Genomic DNA, 17,928 nt, shown 5'->3' on the forward strand with positions numbered 1-17,928 from the left:
CTATTAATTATCAACTGTCAGTCAATTTATTATGAAAAAACTATTCTTCATATTCATCATCAATGTTTTTCCGGCTCAGCAGGTTTGGACGCTTGACCAATGTCTGGATTATGCAGCCACAAATCATCCGTTGATAAAGCAGGCTACCGTTACTATTCAGAAAAATGAGCGTCAGATTTCTGCTGCAAAAGGAATGTTGCTGCCGTCCGTTGAAGCTGGAGTTAATCATAATTACAATTTCGGATTAGGGATCAATCAGAATAACAACCAAAGAGAAGCGATAAATACGCAATACGACAAAGTGTACGCACAAGCCAATTGGGAACTGATGAACTGGCGAAATTATCTCAATATTTCTTTATCAAAAATTAATAAAGAGAGTTCAACTTACAAAATGAAGCAGGCGCAAAACGAAGTAAAGCTGAATGTTATCCAAATGTTTTTCAAATATCAGAACAGCAAAAGCTGGCTGGATGTTCTGGAAACCCAAATCTCAGGAATCGAAGATCAGATCAAGCGCACCGAGAAAGAAGTTGAAATTGGAAACCGACCAAAAAGCGATGTGTATGACATCAAAGCAAACCTCGGAACTTTGCAGGAACAGTGGGTTTCTGCAAAGAATGCCCGGGATCTTTCTAAAATAAATTTATTGAATGCGCTGGCTATCACAAACGATTCTTTAGATTTTAAAATGAACGAAGAAAATCTGTCCGATTTTAACTTTAATGATCCCGAATTTCTAAAAACTCTTTTGGAGAAAAACCCTGCTTACAAAACAGTAGTCACAGAAATAAATGCTGCTGAAAAGAATATCAGCATTGCAAGATCTGCCTATCTGCCGACGCTTAATGGTTCTTATAACTGGTCAAGTTTTTACAGCAAGGTTTTGGGTGAATCTGCCGACCCTTTTTCAGATCAGTTTAAACGAAATAAAAGCCAGGAGGTTTCATTCGGACTTTCGATTCCGATATTTAATAAACTGCAAGTGAAAAACAGTGTTGAAATTGAAAAACTGAATGTTATTCATTATAATTACGAGAAAGAAATTGTAGTTAATAACCTTACACAAAGTATCAATTCCATCAAGATACAGTTCAAGAATTCTGAGGAAAAATATACTTTGCTGAAATCGAATTTTGAAAATCAGAAATTATCTTTCCAAAAATCAGAAGAAAAATACAAAGAAGGATTGATGGATGCATATACATTTTTTGTGGTGAGAAATAACTGGCTTCAGGCAAATTATAATCTGATCAACAGTAAAAACGAAGTGATGCAGCAAACGGAATTATTAAAAGTACTTCAGTTTAATTATTGATTGGTCAAAATTTCTTTTCTAATTGAGTAATAGGAGACAATTGAGACATTAGGAAATGATCATTTCATTAAAAGGATATTAATACTGCCTCAGAAAGCCAGATGCTTTTTGGGGCAGTTTATTTTTAAGATAAGTGGCTCTATTTATTCTCTTTTTTAAGTATAAATCCATAAATTACACAACTTTCTACGATTCTAAAACGAAATAAATGCAAAATTTAAAGTTAATAACTTCCATTCTTGGGCTATGTTCAGCCATGGTGTTTTCCCAGAATTATAAAACTTCCTCAACAGTATTGGAAGGGAACGAATTTCCGAAAGTTAACGCAGAAAGGCAAGCTCAGTTTAAAGTTTATTTTCCGGATGCAAAATCTGTTGTTTTAGAGGGAGGAGATGGGATGCAAAATTTAAAATCGGTTACCGCTAAAGATGAAGAGGGCTTTTGGAATATCTCTACTGCTCCAATGGAAATTGGATTTCATTATTATTGGTTCAATGTGGATGGCAAACGCACAAATGATCCCAATACAGAACTTTATTTCGGTTATAGTCAGCCTACAAGCGGAATTGAAATTCCTTCAGGTGAAGATTTTTTCTTCAGGAAAAATGTAAAGCATGGAAAAATTGTTGATGACAGTTTACATTCAGAAATAACCAAAGGAAAAAGAAATTTCAAAGTATATCTTCCTCCCGGTTACGGAACTGAAAAATTCCCGGTTTTATACCTTTATCACGGAACTGGTGAAGATAGTACAGGTTGGGAAAAACAAGGATATATCAAAAACATTCTTGACAATCTTTTTGCTGAAAAAAAGGCGAAAGAAATGATTGTAGTAATGGATTACGGTGTTGCCCTGAACCCTGAGGAAGAAAAAATACCGGACAATTATCCAAGAACTGTTCTTTCCACTAAAAACCTTGACAAGATCGTCATTAAGGAATTGATTCCCTACATCGAAAAAAAATATAGAACTAATGGTAAAAGGGCAATTGCCGGCCTTTCTCGCGGGAGTTATCAGGCAATGTTGATCGGGGCAAACAATCCGGAGCTATTTTCAGCAATCGGATCTTTCAGTCCTGTTATTTATGAAGGAACAGACATTGAGCCTTTTAAAGAACTTCCTATCAGTAATTTATTAAAATCACAACAAAAACCCTTTTTCTTCATCGGAATTGGTGAAAAAGAGGACGCTAGATTTCTTGAGTATAATCAAGCGATTATCACTTATTTTAATCAAAATGGATACCTGTATTCTCAATACACATCTCCCCAAACATACCACGAATGGCTGACTTGGAGAAGATGCCTTTATCAGTTTGTGCAAAAGATCTTTAGATAGTTTGAGGGTAGTTGTAAGAATAGTTTAAGGATATCATTGCCAAATCTATATGATCTATTGTAATTCTATATTGAGGATCTTTATTTAAAGTTTCATAAGATAATGCGGATTAGAAAAGATAATTTTTGATCCTTATTAAACATCTATTTTCAATTATATTTTTAGCTATAAAACAATACTAAAAATCTCACATAAAAAAGACCAATAACCGGTCTTTTTTATGTGAGATTTTATTTACATAGCCTTCATATTAAGTCTTGTATCAGCAACTTTTGTTAAAAGAGCATCACATTTTTTTTCTTCATCCAAGGTGGCCAGGAAATTTTTAAGACAGAAATTCTCCTTTAAAACTTTGGCATATGCTGCTAATGTCCCATAAGTGGCAATTTCATAATGTTCTACTTTCTGCGCTGCTGCTATAATACCTGCATCCCTTACAGACCCGGCTTCTGTTTCTTCCATAATGCTCTTGCCTTCATCCAGCAGTCCTTGCATAGCATCACATTTCTTGGCTTGAGGCTTTTTTTTGAGGGATTTAAAACATTCCTCCAGTCTTTTTACATGAATTTCAGTTTCCATTAAATGACCTTCTATCGCAGTTTTAAGCTTTTTATCTGTAGCATTTTTTTGCATTTTAGGTAATGCTTTCACAAGAGCTTTTTCAGCCCAGTAAATGTCTTTTAGTGAATCCTCAAATAAGTCTTTCAGCTCCTTGGCTGCATTTTTTTTAGCTGGTGTTTTTGTTGATTTTCGCGTGCTTGTTTTTTTTGTAGTGGTTTTGGTTGCCATAATAATAGATTTAGTGATTAGCGTTTAAGATGTACAATTTTAAGGCCGTTTTGATGGGTGCATCATCTTGGAGCTTTTTCTTTCTTATGATCTGGCTCATAAAAAAATAGCCTTGTTTTACATACATTAGAGACATCATTACCAGACAACATTGCATTTCTTTTTACAGTTTCAGTTTTGAAATATTGTTTTGTACAAAATCCCCCTTTAATTATGAAAAAGAACCTTTTTGACCAGTTTTCAGACTGGGCTGTATGTTTTACAGGAAGTGCAGGTGCATTTGTTGGAGCAAGTTTGATGGTGGTTGTCTGGGCAGCTGCCGGTCCTATATTTAAATTTTCAGAAGTTTGGCAGATGGTCATCAATACCGGAACTACTATTATTACCTTTCTTATGGTATTTCTGATTCAGAAAGCACAGAATAAAGATTCGAAGGCTATTCAGATTAAACTCAATGAGCTTATTGCAAGCCATGAGAGCGCAAGTAATCAGCTCGTTGATATAGAAGATCTGACCGAAGATGAACTTGACCAGCTTCATAGATTTTATGAAAAATTAGGGAAATTTCCTGGCGGTAAAAATAAATCGGCTGGAAAAAGTAATCATCAACCCAGAACAGATCGCTATAAATAATAGGATTCATAGCAATGAATCTCTTAATAAAAGACACCAATCTAGAATATCACGGATAGTAGGATTCAGATCACTCCTATTATTCATTAATTTCTACCATAACAAAAAGTATTGATATGAAAAGTAAAAAAAATCAAAATGAAAAGCTTAATCAGTTGGAGTCATTAAGTACATCCAATGATGGTGAGAAGCTGACCACCAATCAGGGCCTGAAAATTAATAATAATCAGGATTCTCTGAAATCAGAAGAAAGAGGTCCCACATTACTGGAAGACTTTATTCTCAGAGAAAAGATTACCCATTTTGACCATGAAAGAATTCCTGAGAGAATTGTTCATGCACGGGGATCAGGAGCTCATGGTATTTTCAAGCTTCATAAAAGCATAGAAAAATATACAAAGGCTGGATTTTTAACTGAGGTCGGAAAAGAAACCCCCGTTTTTGTAAGATTCTCAACCGTTGCAGGAAGCAAGGGAAGCACAGATCTTGCAAGAGATGTCAGAGGATTTGCCGTTAAATTCTATACCGATGAAGGAAATTATGATCTGGTAGGTAATAATATTCCTGTATTTTTTATTCAGGATGCCATGAAGTTTCCGGATCTGGTTCATGCTGTAAAGCCTGAGCCCGATAACGAGATTCCACAGGCAGCTTCTGCCCACGATACATTCTGGGATTTTATATCATTAATGCCCGAAAGTATGCATATGATTATGTGGACAATGAGCGACCGTGCCATCCCACGGAGTCTTAGAATGATGGAAGGTTTTGGCGTTCACTCATTCAAATTTATTAATAATGAAGGAGCTGTTCATTTTGTGAAATTCCATTTTAAGCCTAAGCTTGGAATTCATTCCGTAGCATGGGAGGAAGCACAAAAAATATCGGGTATTGATCCTGATTTTCACAAAAGAGACCTTTGGGAAGCCATTGAAAATGGAAACTTTCCTGAGTGGGATTTCGGTGTACAGATTATTCCTGAGGAAGATGAACATGATTTTGACTTTGATCTGCTGGACCCTACCAAACTTATTCCGGAGGAATTGGTTCCTGTAGAAATCATAGGAACGATGACCCTGACTAAAAATCCTGAGAACTTCTTTGCAGAAACGGAACAGGTTGCCTTTCATCCGGGACATCTTGTTCCGGGTATTGATTTCAGTAATGACCCTTTACTTCAGGGCAGGTTGTTTTCCTACACAGACACACAATTGTCCAGATTAGGGTCCCCTAATTTTCATGAGATTCCTATTAATCGCTCTGTTAATACCGTTCATAACAATCAGCGCGACGGTCATATGAGACAGCAGATTGTCAAGGGAAAGGTAAGCTATGAACCCAATTCTATTGGCGGAGGCTGTCCTTATCAGGCAATGATGAAAGAGGGTGGTTTTGCATCACATCAGGAAAGGATTTCAGGAACTAAAATAAGAGCCAGAAGTAAAAGTTTTGTAGATCATTATTCACAGGCTAAATTATTTTACAACAGCCAGTCAGAACCTGAAAAGAAGCATATTCAGAAAGCTTTGATTTTTGAACTCTCCAAGGTCACTATTCCTGAAATCCGAGAAAGGGTAGTAGGACAGCTGGGATATATCAATAAGGATCTTGCTGAAAAAGTTGCTGCTCAACTGGGGGTGAAAGTGAAAAAACTGGATCAGCCTAATCAAAGTGTTCCGGCAGATGTAGACCCTGATACCTTACAGAGTAAAGTCCATGAGCCGAAACCTGATGTATCGGAAGCTCTCAGCATGCAGAACACCGTTAAAGATACCGTACAAAGTAGGGTAATTGGATTTATTGTAGCCAATGGATTTGATGCAGCTTCTGTAGATGCCCTAAAAAATAAATTGGAAAGTCTTAATGCGCGGGTGGACTTTATTGCGCCAAGCCTGGCCCCTGTGAAGCCTAAAAACGGAAATCCGGTCAGTCCTAAACATACATTGACAAATACGGCAAGTGTATGCTTTGATGCCTTGTACATTTGCCCTGGAGGAAATTCGGTGAAAGAACTTTTAAACCCTGAAAATAAGCAGGTGGTGTTACATTTTATCAATGAAGCTTACAGACACTGTAAAGCAATCTATTTTGGAGCTGAAACAGATGAAGTGTATAAGGCCAGCAATATCAGTAATAAAAAGCACGATGATCCTGCGGTGATTACCAATGCTCATAAGAACGGGGATGAAAAATTTATAAAAGCAGTAGCGGGGCACAGGGTATGGGAATTTGAAAAAGAACGAAGCAGGTAAAGTATTATCAAATGTATTTCGCTTATCAACAGAAGGAAAGGTGTGATATATGTAAGAACATTATAAATAGATGTAGCATATTGTATTCTAAAGTACTCATCTTTGTATACTGGTATTCAGTCAATCAGGAATATTAAGAGAAAGTTTTTACGACAATTATTGCATAACCTGACTGTACAGCTATACTTCATAGAATAAATACAAACCGTGAAAAGTACGTGAAATTCGTAGTTATATTCAATTAAATAATGAGCTTATTAAAATCAAAAACAGTAGAACTGTTTTTCAGTATTTTAATTAAAAAGGAATAAGAGGCCATGGCCTCTGTTCCTTTATCTATAAGCCATTCACAGGGATGTAATCGATATGAGATAGCTACCCGATAAAAACCGAATGTCATCCTATAAAGGGAAATAACAGGCAGTTACACTGTCCCCAGAGGTACAGGGACTTGTGCCCATTAATAATACATAATCAAGGCATGAAAACAATCCATCTTTTTCAGTTTAAAAATTCCATTTCCCGTAAAATTCCATTTTTTAAGGATGAATGCAGGTTGGATAATCTGAATGATTTAATGACTTATGATTTAATGAATACTGAAAAGGTCACCGAATTTATTATCGATGTTCCAGAAGATTTCATTTTTGAAGATACTCCAAGGAAAGATATTATAATGATGTGCAAAAATACCAATGAAATGATTGAGCATTATTTTGCTACAACAGTGGATGATTACGATGTTATTTAATAGTAGTGGCAGCGTAAAATGATTTGTAAAGCAGATAAATAGTAAATAATTTATATTATGAAATTTCAACAAAACTTACTCGACTACATCAGTACTTCACTTGTTACGATAGGAGAGACCGTATCTATAGCAGAAAGTGTAACTTCAGGATTACTGCAGTTGGCTTTTTCGGAGATGCCTAATTCAAGCTTGTTTTATAAAGGGGGGATAACCACCTTTACATTACCTGAAAAGCGCATATTTCTGAGCAGTAACCATATTGATGGACAGGAAAATGATTTTGAGACCCAGCGTATGGCGGATATCATGGCTATAAAGGTGGCTTCGTCATTTGGAACAGACTGGGGAATATCATCTACAGGCTATGCAGCTTCTGCAAGGAATTCAGGATTTCATGTTTTTTCGTTCTGTTCGTTCAGTTATAAAGGGGAGATCATACTTTCCAAACGAATAGAACTTCATGATAAAGCCAAGGCCCTGGATGCTCAGCTGTATTACACAGAATTCATTCTAGGATGTTTTAAAGGTGCTTTGAATCAAATACTGATCTAAGAAAATTAAATGAGTGAAAGCCGATCATTAATTAAAATATTATAAGGCAAGATAAAGACTTCAATGGTACAGCGATACAAGATGATCTTGATGTCTTACTATCTTAGAAGAAAAGTGGAATTATTAACTGATAAAGTTTTTATGAATGAGAAACGGTTCATTTCGTCTTAAGAATATGGGTCAGATCTTCCAGATAATCAGTTTGTACTTCTTGTATTTCAAGAAGTTTTTTGTTTTGACTCACAAGAAGATGGTCTATTTTCTCACTCAAAAGCTGTATTTCCAGTTCGGCTTTTAGATTAATCTTATAATCGTGTTCAGCTCTTATCCTGTCTTTTTGTTCCAGCCGGTTTTGACTCATCATTATAATGGGAGCCTGAATAGCCGCCAGACAGGAAAGAATCAGATTAAGCAGTATAAATGGGTATGGATCAAATGATTGTATTGCTAAAAGCCAGACGTTTGCCGCGACCCAAACGAGTATAAATGAGAAAAAAGCCAGAATAAATGTCCAGCTTCCTCCAAAAGAAGCTACATTATCGGCTAGTTTTTGAGAAAAACTAATCTTGGCTTCTATTTCATCTTGTATATTTTCCGAAAGGATAGAGTTGTTTTTGATCGCATTTATGACATCAAGATCTATACTTTCAAGTTCTCCTTTTTCTTCAACAATTAGAGAGGTGAGATACAGCCTTCTGTAATGGTTAAGCTCTGTAATAGATATATAGTCATCTTGGGTTATATCCGGGAAATTCTGTTGTATAAGCATAAATATTCCTTCTCTAATGTCTTCACCTTTTATTTGTTCTCCCTCCGGAATCTTTTGCTGGCTAATATGACTCGTTTTCATTGTTAAATGTGTTAACTAATTGACTATTTACTCTCTGAATACATGATTTCTAATATTGCCATAATCATTTATTCCAGTGACGAAATAATGTTCTATTGTTTTTTGAGCTTTTTTGCATGCCTGTAATAGATCATCTTTGGATGTTTTTTCAAAAATAAAATCATCATGAATCTTAACAACATACTCCGTTACTATTTCAATATTCATCAGTCCAAATTCTGTCAGATCATTTTTCAACCTATGTTCTTCCTTAAAAAACGGAATTTTATGGAAGATGGAATTTTTAAACTGAAAAAGGTGTATTATTTTCATTGTACAAATATTTAATAGCTATGGATGTAAGCGAAGGATTATTTAAGGAATTTTTCTTTCATTTTTCCGTTAATCCATCTTTTAAGCATGACGCGCTCTGACGGCAACTGGTACATACCTCCTGAAAGTATATGTAATAAACTTTCCCAAAGGTTATTCTTTTTACTGAATTCATGACTGTAATCTGTTAATATTTTCAAATATTCCTGTTCGTACTCCCTTGCTTCTTTTAAAGTGTAATCTTTCGGGATATCTTTAATAATATCCACTGTAATTTTGTTGAAGATTTTAGGGTTATATCTTTCAATAAAGTCGGATTCAAGTTTGCATATGCTTGTAAGCGGAGCGAGTAAAGATAAAATTTCATCGTAAAAATTGCATATGGCCGCTTTCCAGGATAACCTTTCTTCTTCTGGCAGAAGTTGATTAGCCATCTGAATGAGTTTTTGATGATTACCTTCCAGGCCGTTCATATAGATTTTGTTTTGCTGCCAGAATAGAGGAGAATTGATTTTATTTTTTTGTATAATATTCGCCAGTATATATTCAAACTGGAACCTGATATATTGTATGTTATCATGAAGATCAACGAGTACAGACTGCCACAGATTATGTTTGCTGAGACCGCAATGCGTACTGAATACCAACCTGGATTTGTTATTGAGGTTCTGTAATTCTTTTAACATTCGGAGAATTTCCTTTGCATCTCTTTCCAAAGTGATATTGGTATTTCTGATGTAGAATAAGGAGACAAACTGAGAATAATAGGCCTTTCGCGAAGTATTCTTTTTACTTCTAAGCCCAAATCTGTTTTTGGGTTTAGGATGTTTATTTAATTTTTTCATTAGAGAATCATTTTTTTATATCCTTTTTTCGAAAGATTTTTGTTGCATACTAAGGGAAATAAGATATTGTCTTAAGTCTTTGATCGTGATATCTTTCTCTGCAAAAGAAAAGAATAGTGGTGTTTCATCTAGCAGCTCATACAGTTCAGGGAATTTTTTCTGAATTTCAAGCGTTTTTTTAAATATCCTTTTTGTTAAAATGGACACAGTGTGTACTTTATTCATAGCCGCTTTTTATTATGGTTAATATCATTTTAAAGCGTTTATTTCCTTTTATGGAATGAGGTTGATGAGCCGGAATGACAATGCATTCACCTTCTTCCATAAAATAAGAGGCTCCATCTATGATGATCTCAGCCTTACCTTCGATAATCTGTATAGCAGTATCAAAAGGGGATATTTTCTCTGGAAGCCCTTGCTCATCATCAAAAGACAGGATATTGATAGTACCTGTTAATTTTCCCAGTATCGTTCTGCTGACCACAGAATTTGAAATATATTCTACAATCTGGCTGATAACATATACTTTGGATTTCTCAATTTCTTTATGATTCATCACAGTTGGTTTAAGAGTAAAGTGTCATTGTATGGTAAATAAAAAGGATGGAACTGCCTGACTTTCCATCCCTTTTTCAGTTAGAACCTTTTTTAATCGATTTTCACTGCATTCGCAAAAAGTTTATGAAAGATTAATTTCTTTTAAAATGGTAAGAACCTCTTCACGGTTTTTTCTTAGTCTGTTTCCAATTCTTTCAAGCATTTCCTTTTCTTTACCTTCTTCAAGCTTCAGATCGTAATCTGTCAGTATTGAAAATTTTTCTTTTAGATGTTTTGACTGCACATTCCAGTCTCCCGGAATTTTGAAAAATTTGTCACCTTTGTTGTGGTTTGTGTCCATAATGTGAAGTTTAGTGTAACTTAATTGCTACTATACAAAGTTGATTGTTTTATAATCTATTGTATTACAGATTGCTTTTTTAATGTTGTACATATCACACTTTTGTCAATTTTTCAGATTTGTATTGCTGATGAAACAAAGTGGCTCTGTAAAAAGAGAGAAATGTTCCTATTATAAGGATAATAAATGATTGATAATTTGTATCTTAGTGCATTATTACGTTGAACTTTCAATTTGGAGGATTTAAGTTCCTGCCTATTACTTTTTTTCAGGAGTTAAAATTTCTGATATAGCATCTCTGAAGCACTTCTGACCGTTCATATACCCTGTTTTTAAAATAGAAATATAAACCTGTTGATTTTCTCAAAAGCTACGGTTCATCCTTATAAAAAATAATTACTGTTTATATGAATACAAAAAAATATTTATGGATGTGGACCTTCTTAGTGCCCATTCTGGCGTGGGTTTTTTACTTTGGGAACCCTGTTTTTGCTTCCGTTTATTATTCTGTGATTCTTACTTTATTTCTAATGGGAAGTGTTCTTGCAGCAGTGTATCACTCTGAAGTTATAGCCCATCGTCTTGGTGAGCCTTTCGGAACTTTACTTCTGGCATTTGCTATTACGGTAATAGAAGTTGGGTTAATTATTTCCATCATGCTGGGAGCTAAAGGTGTAGAAACGATAACCCTTGCCAGAGATACGGTCTTTGCAGCAGTGATGATCATCCTTACCGGAATCATCGGAGGTTGTATTGTGATAGGCTCTTTAAGATATCGAGAACAAAGCTTTACATTGCAGGGAGTAAGTACTGCACTCATCACCCTTACCTCTGTTATTATTTTTGTGCTTATTCTGCCCAATTATACAATAAGTCATCAGGGAGGCGAATATACCCGGTTTCAGCTTCTTTTTATAGCCTTGATTTCTTTAGGGCTCTACCTCGGCTTTACCATGATCCAGACGCTTAGGCACCGAAGCTTTTTCATTTCTCCACAAAATAAGCTATCCGGAAGCCAATCGGTACAGAATAGTCACGAAATGATTTCCCGAAAACAATTGTATATCAGTTGTATATTGTTAATCTTATGCCTGGGAATAGTGGTTTTATTGGCAAAGCTCCTTTCGAAGGATGTTGAACATATTGTGATTTCAGCTGGTGCTCCAAAGTCTCTGGTGGGTATCATTATTGCCGGTATTGTTCTTCTTCCGGAAGGGATGGCAGCATTCAGAGCGGCAAAAAGTGATGAAATCCAAACCTCATTAAACCTTGCTTTTGGTTCTGCTTTGGCAAGTATCGGACTAAGCATTCCTGCCATTGCCATTATATCCGTAATGACTGGAATACGAATGACATTAGGAATAGATATTAAATCCACGATACTTTTGGGACTGACGCTTTTTATTATTACCGTTTCACTGGCAACAGGCAGAACCAATATCATGCAGGGAATTGTACTGATCGCTATATTTTTAATCTACCTTTTCATTACGATAGTCCCATAATTATTAGGTTGTTATTTTGGAAAACAAAGCCTTGCCATGAGATCGCTGACTGTTGATTCCGCTCCCTGATTAAGATTAACATTCTTCTCTTCAAGACCGTCATAATATTCACCCGTTACAGGATTGTAAATGATCTGATGTAAATGATTCTTTCCTAAAAACCAATCAAAAGCAGTCCTCATCATCTGTAAGTATTTTTCATCTTTAAAAACCCTATAGAATGTAGATAAGGCCAGTATGGTATAGGCAACATCAATGGGCTGCTCACCGCCAATTGATCTTGAATAGGCGGGAATGTATTGGAGTGTTCATATTTTCCTGCTATTGTCCCTTGAGATTCTGTTAAAAGTGTAAACTTTTTGTAGGGAATCTTTGCAACAGCTCTGTAAAATAAATGTATTTTTCCGTTTTCCTGAATAACTGCGGGATTTAAAACACCTTCACTTTCAAAAGCTAATTCTGTTTTTCTAAGTATAATCCCCTCTTTTTTCAGAGCTACCATTTAGTTACCGGTATTTCGGGCTTCATTTTCCCTGTCTTTTCGTTTGTTCATTTTATCTTCTCGTTTCTCTTTCAGGGATTTTACAGCTGGAGTTTTGTCTGATTTCTTTTTTCCGTCTTTTTCTTTTGACATTATGAAATATTTTTGTTCCCTGTAAATTTCAACCATTAAAAAAGGAAAGCGTTGTAATAGTCTTTGAATTTGTTATATAAATCATAGATATTCCCGATTTAATAGACTAACTTTGAGTAAATTACTGTTAATGAAGTAATTGATGAGGATAATGAAGTTGTACATAAAATATATGGTAAGCTTGCGCTGCAAAATGGTTGTCCATCAGGAACTGGAAAGACTGGGCATTAAAAATGCTGTTGTCGATCTGGGAACTGTAGTCCTGCTGGACGATATTAGCCCCAAACAAAGACAAATACTGAAAGAAAACTTGCTTAAAACAGGGCTTGAGGTATTAGATGATAAAAAAAGTATCCTGATAGAAAAGATAAAAAATGTTGTCATAGAAATGATTCATTATTCAGATGCACTTCCAAAAGAAAATTTCTCAGATTACATAAGTGAAAAACTAGGATATGATTATACCTACCTGGCCAATACCTTTTCTGAAGTGAAAGGAATGACGCTGCAGCATTTTATCATTATTAATAAAGTAGAAAAGGTAAAAGAATTGCTGCTATATGACGAGCTCAATCTTACAGAAATCTCTTATAAACTAAACTACAGCAGTGTTGCCCACCTCTCTAATCAGTTTAAAAAAATTACGGGCCTTTCCCCCTCATTTTACAAGCAATTGAAACAAAAACGCTTAGGAAACCTGGAAGACTTGTAAGGTTGTGGATAAGATGCAAGAGGAGATCAAGAAAGAAACACCGGTTCCAGCGAAACCAGTAGTTCCCCAATAATACACAAACCTTCTTTTTCAGAGGGCTTTTTGTTATATTTGGGGAAAGACTTAATATGAAAACTTTTAATTTTAGAGATGCTATCCAAATAATCGTAGATGAAATAAATGATGCTAAGAAAAAATCAACCCTGTTTCATAAAGCTTCTAACATAAATGAATCTGGTGTAGAAGTTGAATCGTTGATAAGATCAAAGTTAAGCCTTTTTCTTCCAGAAAGATACATGGTAAAGCAAGGGCAGATTATAGATGAAGTTGGCAATGTGAGTAATCAGTATGATATCATAATTTTTGATAGATTAAACACTCCTAAGTTTTTTGAATCAAGTAATGGAACGGTTTATTTTCCCATTGAATCAGTTTTGGCTATTGGGGAGATAAAGAAGACATTAAAGCAGGAGCATACAGAACAATTTGCAAAAAATTTAATTCATTTTAGAGATGGAATGAAAAGAAAACTAAATGAAAATACATTCCATGGAGTTTCTGCTGTAAATGCAGATTTAAGAGATGTTTTAAGGTTTAGTATTAATCAAAAATATAAAAATCCTTTGTATACATTTATTTTTGCAATAGATGGAGACTTAAAAAAAACGGTTTTTGGAGAACCCAAGGAATATTTTATCAACGATATATTGATTTTGAATGAAGGTTTTAGAATGTTTGGAACAACAAGTAATGGGAGCTTTAAAAATCTTGTAGCCGATGATGGAATCAATGTTACAGATATGTTGGATTACAGAAATTCTCCAGTTGATGTATTGGCAATATTTTTAAATAGACTTATTGAGCACTTAAACAGATGTCATGTAGATCCATTTACAATATCAAATTATATCACAGGTGGAGATCAGCTGATGTTTGAAAATTCCAAGACTACACGATATGATATAACAAAGCTTCTTAATATTAATGAATTTATTAAGAAAACTTCTGAAAGTGAATGAATTAAGTAGTGGTAATGTTTTCCCTTTAAGTGCGAAGAAAGCATTCTGAAATTGATGTACGTATTCAATTTCCAATTCATCATCATAATCTCCTAATTTGATTATCCAGCCTTTAGATGGTCTGCAAGTAAAATCCTGGTGAGAAATCCCGCTGTCTAAAGTATATACAAATTGGTTTGCAAATTCATCATTTGGATCATATTTTTGATCTTTAAATCCTATGCTAGACTCAAAACCAAACTTCAGAAGCCAGTACCCGGTTAAGGGAATGGGTATATAGTAGTCAGGATCTGTATCGTTAATCAATATCATATCTCCCAGGTCATAAAGCTCTATAATATTTCAGTTTTATCTTTTTATTGATAATCAGCTTAGAACGTTTAGGTTAAAAATATTTAGGGAAAACTGATTAATAAGTTTTATAATGTAAAGACAGAGTATTCATTATAAAAAGACCTTTTTCTATCATAAAAAAATCTCCCCTGCCAAAGCAAGGAAGACTTATCCAGAAAATCATCTAAGACTATTTCCGGTACTAACTATAACACAATATCGATCTTTACATTGATATTACCACGGGTAGCTTTTGAATAGGGACAGGTTGCATGGGCTGTTTCCACAACTTTTCTGGCTTCATCCATTGGCAGTCCCGGTAAATGGATCTGTAAATGAGCCTGCAGGAAAAATCCTTCGTCATTGGTAGCCAAATCTATAGAAGTATTGACCGCCAGATCTGGAGGAAGAAGAACTCCGGTTTTGGATGCCTCTAAATGCATCGCTCCAATAAAACATGCCGACCATCCCGCTGCCAATAACTGTTCCGGATTGGTACCGTTTCCTTTCGTGCCGGGGGATGTCAGTTCTATGTTGAGTTTACCATCATTGCTTTTTGCCTCCCCATTTCGTCCTCCGGTTACAACAACATTCCCGGAATATAATATTTTGCTAATGTTTATTACGGTTGTATTTTCTACTTCTTGAATTTTGTTTGATTCCATATTTTTATTATGTATTTAGATTGAACAAGATGACTGTGACTGTTAAAGCTTTTTTCTTAGATCTTTGAATGCCGCTCTAAGCTCTTCTGTAAAGACCTGTGGCTGTTCCCATGCCGCAAAGTGTCCTCCTTTTGATGCTTTATGATAATAGTATAATGTAGGGTAGGCACTTTTTGACCAGCTTTCCGGAGCTTGGTAGATCTCATGGGGAAATACTGAAATGGCTACAGGAACCTTTATATCTTGTGTTTTTTGTGCTTCAGAACTGAAGTTGTTCTTATTATTTTCCCAATAGAAGCGTGAAGAGGATGCACCGGTATTGGTAAGCCAATACAGGGTGATGTCATCCAGAATGGCATCACGGCCTATTACATTCTCAGGATGAAGGTTGCTTTCACTCCATTCGGCAATCTTTTCGTAAAGAAATGCTGCTAAAGCACCTGGTGAATCAGAAAGTAAATAGCCCGTAGTCTGTGGGCGTGTTACCATCATTCCTCCATACGCTGCATTTCGTACAAAGAAAGTACTCATTGCGTTATAAGCCTGCAGTTCCGAAGCCGAAAGTCCGGCTGGCGCTGGATCACCGGCATTGATAGGTTTTACCAGATCAGAAGGAATCGTGGCCGGCATTGTCAGATGGATGCCCAGGAGACCTGAAGGAGCCTGTTTTGCCAATGCATCAGATATTACAGAGCCGTGGTCACCCCCTTCGGAAACATATTTTTTGTAGCCAAGTCTTTTCATCAGCACATCCCAGGCTTTGGCAACGCGATCAGGATTCCAGCCCAATTCCGTAGGGATTTCTGAAAAACCATATCCCGGAATAGCAGGGATGATGACATCAAACGCATCACTTGCTTTTCCTCCGTACTTTACGGGATCAGTCAGGGGACCGATCGCATCGATGAACTCTAGCGGAGAACCTGGCCAGCCATGGGTAAGGATGACAGGCATCGCGTTGGATTCTTTTGAACGCACATGAATAAACTGAATATCAATGCCATCAATCTTTGTTACAAATTGTGGAAGAGCATTGAGTTTATTTTCTACTTTTCGCCAATCATATCCGTTGCCCCAATAAGTAATCAGTTCTTTTAACTGTGCGAGTTGAATTCCCTGGGAAGCATCTTTCACAGTTTCTTTATCCGGGAATCTGGTTTCAGAGATTCGTTTTTTCAGTTCGTCCAGCTGAGATTGCGGGATGTTGATGTGAAAAGCCCGGATACTGGAATCATATTTTGATGATAAAGAAGTCGCCTTATTATTTTGCGCTTTGGAAATGGCGGGAGTACTTAAAGTAAACGTGGCTGCTAACAGGAGGGTAGAAATTGTTGTTTTCATTGTTTTTGTTGTATTAGATTTAGATTGGTTTTTCTTTTTTGATGAGACAAAATTATGCTCCGAGATGTGCCTGGGAAACGGGTAATTTGTTCAAGTAGTCATATTTCGTATCGAAATAGACATTCCGGATGGTGAGCAGGAAAATGATTTGGGATATAAGGATGAACCTGGTGAAAAAGAAATACTAAGGAAAGCTGTTCATTTCTCATTTTTTTTGTAGTTTCGTTGTTCTGCCTATCACATTATATTCGCTTTTATGAAACGAAATTTTATCAATCAGGAAGAACTTTCTGATAAATTCTGGAATATTGAATATTCAGGAACTACACAAAAAATAGCATTCGGGAAAACCGGAACCAAAGGACGTGAAACGGTTAAAGAATTTGCCGACGAAAAAGAATGCATTCGGGAATCTGAAAAACTCATCAGCCAAAAAATAAAAAAAGGATATACCGAAATTCAGGAGAACGAAGAAGTTCCTCAGAAAAAAGAACTTTCAGAAAATGAAAAAGCAGCTATTTATTTCTGGGAAGCGATCGAAAAATCCAATACCTATAAAAAAGCCCATTGGAGTGAATATGATATGAATGAACACCTTGAAAATCTAACGGCTTATCTTGCCAAATTTGGAAAAGAAAGACTTGTTCTTTTTGAAAAGACACTTCAGGAAAAATTGAGTGAACTGTATACTGCCGAAATTGCTGAGCTTTCCTTTATCCTTGAAGGTGATTTCAGGACAGAAAACGGAACGTATGTCTTTGATGGCTGCCTTTCTGATGACGGATTTATTTATTTCCGCTGCTGGCTGCTCCTTAAAGGAAAAGAATTTTTTGAAGACATTACAAAGGATATCCAGTCATTTGTAAGTGGAAAATACAGCTTTAATATCGGTGATTGCTGGGGGGAGGGACTTCTGTATGTCTCAGATGAAGCTTACTCAGAAAATCATGACAACGATGATGAGTCAGAAATAAGAGATACAGTGTATGAACGGTATCCGGATAATCATTATGACAGTATGGACCGCCAGATGAACAGGGAGCCAAAAGAGGGGACTGATCTCCAGAAGATGTACCCGAAATTGGTAAAAGAGATCTGTGAATTGAGAAAATAAAAGGCTTCTTAAAAAAAGATAAAATAAGCTCCGTTTTATATACAAAAACGGAGCTTATTTTATGAT

General features: G+C 35.8%; 22 protein-coding genes. 10 read left to right on the top strand and 12 right to left on the bottom strand.

Translation table 11 applies throughout. The features are described 5' to 3' along the window. Positions 1-31 precede the first annotated feature (31 nt). Together AC07UM_RS14685 and AC07UM_RS14690 are read left to right on the top strand one after the other, a co-directional pair. On the top strand, positions 32-1,318 hold the full coding sequence (locus AC07UM_RS14685; RefSeq protein WP_494683860.1) for a TolC family protein: 1,287 nt from the start codon (positions 32-34) through the stop codon (positions 1,316-1,318). 208 nt (positions 1,319-1,526) lie between these two features. Beyond that, positions 1,527-2,657: an alpha/beta hydrolase-fold protein gene (locus AC07UM_RS14690; RefSeq protein ID WP_494683861.1), complete on the top strand. Its 1,131-nt coding sequence runs from the start codon at positions 1,527-1,529 to the stop codon at positions 2,655-2,657. A 234-nt stretch (positions 2,658-2,891) separates the two neighbouring features. Here the strand turns inward: AC07UM_RS14690 and AC07UM_RS14695 are convergent, their stop codons facing one another. Next, complete coding sequence (locus AC07UM_RS14695; RefSeq protein ID WP_494683862.1) at positions 2,892-3,446, bottom strand: YciE/YciF ferroxidase family protein; 555 nt, start codon at positions 3,444-3,446, stop codon at positions 2,892-2,894. 213 nt (positions 3,447-3,659) lie between these two features. Here AC07UM_RS14695 and AC07UM_RS14700 point away from each other — a divergent pair, with 213 nt between their 5' ends. From AC07UM_RS14700 to AC07UM_RS14715, 4 genes are all read left to right on the top strand, one after another. Then, positions 3,660-4,079: a low affinity iron permease family protein gene (locus AC07UM_RS14700; protein WP_494683863.1), complete on the top strand. Its 420-nt coding sequence runs from the start codon at positions 3,660-3,662 to the stop codon at positions 4,077-4,079. A 116-nt stretch (positions 4,080-4,195) separates the two neighbouring features. Further along, complete coding sequence (locus AC07UM_RS14705; protein ID WP_494683864.1) at positions 4,196-6,331, top strand: catalase; 2,136 nt, start codon at positions 4,196-4,198, stop codon at positions 6,329-6,331. Between the two features lie 481 nt (positions 6,332-6,812). Next, positions 6,813-7,082 (top strand): heme oxygenase, encoded by a 270-nt coding sequence (locus AC07UM_RS14710; RefSeq protein ID WP_494683865.1) that lies wholly within the window; start codon positions 6,813-6,815, stop codon positions 7,080-7,082. 57 nt (positions 7,083-7,139) lie between these two features. After that, positions 7,140-7,634 carry a CinA family protein gene (locus tag AC07UM_RS14715; protein ID WP_494683866.1) on the top strand — a complete coding sequence of 165 codons (495 nt, stop codon included), beginning with the start codon at positions 7,140-7,142 and terminating at the stop codon, positions 7,632-7,634. A 157-nt stretch (positions 7,635-7,791) separates the two neighbouring features. Here AC07UM_RS14715 and AC07UM_RS14720 read toward each other — a convergent pair whose 3' ends face one another. The 6 genes from AC07UM_RS14720 to AC07UM_RS14745 all read right to left on the bottom strand — a co-directional run bounded on the left by AC07UM_RS14720 (position 7,792) and on the right by AC07UM_RS14745 (position 10,539). Beyond that, a complete protein-coding gene (locus tag AC07UM_RS14720; RefSeq protein WP_494683867.1) occupies positions 7,792-8,484 on the bottom strand; it encodes a DUF1003 domain-containing protein in 693 nt (230 codons plus the stop codon). Positions 8,485-8,511: 27 nt separating this feature from the next. Continuing rightward, entirely contained in the window at positions 8,512-8,796 is a 285-nt protein-coding gene (locus AC07UM_RS14725) for a heme oxygenase (RefSeq protein WP_494683868.1), read from the bottom strand. Positions 8,797-8,834: 38 nt separating this feature from the next. Beyond that, positions 8,835-9,641 (bottom strand): hypothetical protein, encoded by an 807-nt coding sequence (locus AC07UM_RS14730; RefSeq protein WP_494683869.1) that lies wholly within the window; start codon positions 9,639-9,641, stop codon positions 8,835-8,837. 15 nt (positions 9,642-9,656) lie between these two features. Further along, complete coding sequence (locus AC07UM_RS14735) at positions 9,657-9,866, bottom strand: hypothetical protein (protein ID WP_494683870.1); 210 nt, start codon at positions 9,864-9,866, stop codon at positions 9,657-9,659. Then, positions 9,859-10,197, bottom strand: a complete 339-nt coding sequence (locus tag AC07UM_RS14740) for a cupin domain-containing protein (protein ID WP_494683871.1) — start codon at positions 10,195-10,197, stop codon at positions 9,859-9,861. Before AC07UM_RS14740 ends, AC07UM_RS14735 begins: the two co-directional genes overlap by 8 nt. 123 nt (positions 10,198-10,320) lie before the next feature. Next, a complete protein-coding gene (locus tag AC07UM_RS14745; protein WP_494683872.1) occupies positions 10,321-10,539 on the bottom strand; it encodes a hypothetical protein in 219 nt (72 codons plus the stop codon). A 407-nt stretch (positions 10,540-10,946) separates the two neighbouring features. Here AC07UM_RS14745 and AC07UM_RS14750 point away from each other — a divergent pair, with 407 nt between their 5' ends. Beyond that, positions 10,947-12,044, top strand: a complete 1,098-nt coding sequence (locus AC07UM_RS14750) for a calcium:cation antiporter (protein ID WP_494683873.1) — start codon at positions 10,947-10,949, stop codon at positions 12,042-12,044. Positions 12,045-12,055: 11 nt separating this feature from the next. On the opposite strand, the gene AC07UM_RS14755 is transcribed toward AC07UM_RS14750, so the two are convergent. From AC07UM_RS14755 to AC07UM_RS14765, 3 genes are read right to left on the bottom strand one after another with little or no spacing between them, the layout of a single operon-like run. Beyond that, positions 12,056-12,229, bottom strand: a complete 174-nt coding sequence (locus AC07UM_RS14755; RefSeq protein ID WP_494683874.1) for a hypothetical protein — start codon at positions 12,227-12,229, stop codon at positions 12,056-12,058. After that, positions 12,226-12,546: a hypothetical protein gene (locus tag AC07UM_RS14760; protein WP_494683875.1), complete on the bottom strand. Its 321-nt coding sequence runs from the start codon at positions 12,544-12,546 to the stop codon at positions 12,226-12,228. Before AC07UM_RS14760 ends, AC07UM_RS14755 begins: the two co-directional genes overlap by 4 nt. Continuing rightward, positions 12,547-12,678 carry a hypothetical protein gene (locus AC07UM_RS14765; RefSeq protein ID WP_262509918.1) on the bottom strand — a complete coding sequence of 44 codons (132 nt, stop codon included), beginning with the start codon at positions 12,676-12,678 and terminating at the stop codon, positions 12,547-12,549. 151 nt (positions 12,679-12,829) lie between these two features. Here AC07UM_RS14765 and AC07UM_RS14770 point away from each other — a divergent pair, with 151 nt between their 5' ends. Further along, positions 12,830-13,390, top strand: coding sequence for a helix-turn-helix domain-containing protein (locus tag AC07UM_RS14770; RefSeq protein WP_494683876.1), 561 nt, complete (start codon positions 12,830-12,832; stop codon positions 13,388-13,390). Positions 13,391-13,518: 128 nt separating this feature from the next. Then, on the top strand, positions 13,519-14,409 hold the full coding sequence (locus tag AC07UM_RS14775) for a DUF6602 domain-containing protein (protein WP_494683877.1): 891 nt from the start codon (positions 13,519-13,521) through the stop codon (positions 14,407-14,409). Between the two features lie 539 nt (positions 14,410-14,948). Here AC07UM_RS14775 and AC07UM_RS14780 read toward each other — a convergent pair. Together AC07UM_RS14780 and AC07UM_RS14785 are read right to left on the bottom strand one after the other, a co-directional pair. Beyond that, entirely contained in the window at positions 14,949-15,407 is a 459-nt protein-coding gene (locus tag AC07UM_RS14780) for an organic hydroperoxide resistance protein (protein ID WP_494683878.1), read from the bottom strand. 42 nt (positions 15,408-15,449) lie between these two features. Further along, positions 15,450-16,748, bottom strand: a complete 1,299-nt coding sequence (locus AC07UM_RS14785; protein WP_494683879.1) for an epoxide hydrolase family protein — start codon at positions 16,746-16,748, stop codon at positions 15,450-15,452. 256 nt (positions 16,749-17,004) lie between these two features. Here AC07UM_RS14785 and AC07UM_RS14790 point away from each other — a divergent pair, with 256 nt between their 5' ends. Further along, positions 17,005-17,862 carry a DUF4240 domain-containing protein gene (locus tag AC07UM_RS14790; RefSeq protein ID WP_494683880.1) on the top strand — a complete coding sequence of 286 codons (858 nt, stop codon included), beginning with the start codon at positions 17,005-17,007 and terminating at the stop codon, positions 17,860-17,862. Positions 17,863-17,928 lie beyond the last annotated feature (66 nt).

The sequence above is a fragment of the Chryseobacterium sp. GW821-FHT04C04 genome (assembly GCF_059420365.1).

Excerpts from the sequence above, each read along its gene's own strand:
- AC07UM_RS14760 (WP_494683875.1), bottom strand. The coding sequence starts at position 12,546 with ATGGTAGCTCTGAAAAAAGAGGGGATTATACTTAGAAAAACAGAATTA.
- AC07UM_RS14785 (WP_494683879.1), bottom strand. The coding sequence starts at position 16,748 with ATGAAAACAACAATTTCTACCCTCCTGTTAGCAGCCACGTTTACTTTA.
- AC07UM_RS14700 (WP_494683863.1), top strand. The coding sequence starts at position 3,660 with ATGAAAAAGAACCTTTTTGACCAGTTTTCAGACTGGGCTGTATGTTTT.
- AC07UM_RS14715 (WP_494683866.1), top strand. The coding sequence starts at position 7,140 with ATGAAATTTCAACAAAACTTACTCGACTACATCAGTACTTCACTTGTT.
- AC07UM_RS14750 (WP_494683873.1), top strand. The coding sequence starts at position 10,947 with ATGAATACAAAAAAATATTTATGGATGTGGACCTTCTTAGTGCCCATT.
- AC07UM_RS14695 (WP_494683862.1), bottom strand. The coding sequence starts at position 3,446 with ATGGCAACCAAAACCACTACAAAAAAAACAAGCACGCGAAAATCAACA.
- AC07UM_RS14740 (WP_494683871.1), bottom strand. The coding sequence starts at position 10,197 with ATGAATCATAAAGAAATTGAGAAATCCAAAGTATATGTTATCAGCCAG.
- AC07UM_RS14755 (WP_494683874.1), bottom strand. The coding sequence starts at position 12,229 with ATGATGAGGACTGCTTTTGATTGGTTTTTAGGAAAGAATCATTTACAT.
- AC07UM_RS14730 (WP_494683869.1), bottom strand. The coding sequence starts at position 9,641 with ATGAAAAAATTAAATAAACATCCTAAACCCAAAAACAGATTTGGGCTT.
- AC07UM_RS14685 (WP_494683860.1), top strand. The coding sequence starts at position 32 with ATGAAAAAACTATTCTTCATATTCATCATCAATGTTTTTCCGGCTCAG.
- AC07UM_RS14745 (WP_494683872.1), bottom strand. The coding sequence starts at position 10,539 with ATGGACACAAACCACAACAAAGGTGACAAATTTTTCAAAATTCCGGGA.
- AC07UM_RS14690 (WP_494683861.1), top strand. The coding sequence starts at position 1,527 with ATGCAAAATTTAAAGTTAATAACTTCCATTCTTGGGCTATGTTCAGCC.
- AC07UM_RS14710 (WP_494683865.1), top strand. The coding sequence starts at position 6,813 with ATGAAAACAATCCATCTTTTTCAGTTTAAAAATTCCATTTCCCGTAAA.
- AC07UM_RS14725 (WP_494683868.1), bottom strand. The coding sequence starts at position 8,796 with ATGAAAATAATACACCTTTTTCAGTTTAAAAATTCCATCTTCCATAAA.
- AC07UM_RS14705 (WP_494683864.1), top strand. The coding sequence starts at position 4,196 with ATGAAAAGTAAAAAAAATCAAAATGAAAAGCTTAATCAGTTGGAGTCA.
- AC07UM_RS14770 (WP_494683876.1), top strand. The coding sequence starts at position 12,830 with ATGAAGTTGTACATAAAATATATGGTAAGCTTGCGCTGCAAAATGGTT.
- AC07UM_RS14790 (WP_494683880.1), top strand. The coding sequence starts at position 17,005 with ATGAAACGAAATTTTATCAATCAGGAAGAACTTTCTGATAAATTCTGG.
- AC07UM_RS14720 (WP_494683867.1), bottom strand. The coding sequence starts at position 8,484 with ATGAAAACGAGTCATATTAGCCAGCAAAAGATTCCGGAGGGAGAACAA.
- AC07UM_RS14765 (WP_262509918.1), bottom strand. The coding sequence starts at position 12,678 with ATGTCAAAAGAAAAAGACGGAAAAAAGAAATCAGACAAAACTCCAGCT.
- AC07UM_RS14735 (WP_494683870.1), bottom strand. The coding sequence starts at position 9,866 with ATGAATAAAGTACACACTGTGTCCATTTTAACAAAAAGGATATTTAAA.
- AC07UM_RS14775 (WP_494683877.1), top strand. The coding sequence starts at position 13,519 with ATGAAAACTTTTAATTTTAGAGATGCTATCCAAATAATCGTAGATGAA.
- AC07UM_RS14780 (WP_494683878.1), bottom strand. The coding sequence starts at position 15,407 with ATGGAATCAAACAAAATTCAAGAAGTAGAAAATACAACCGTAATAAAC.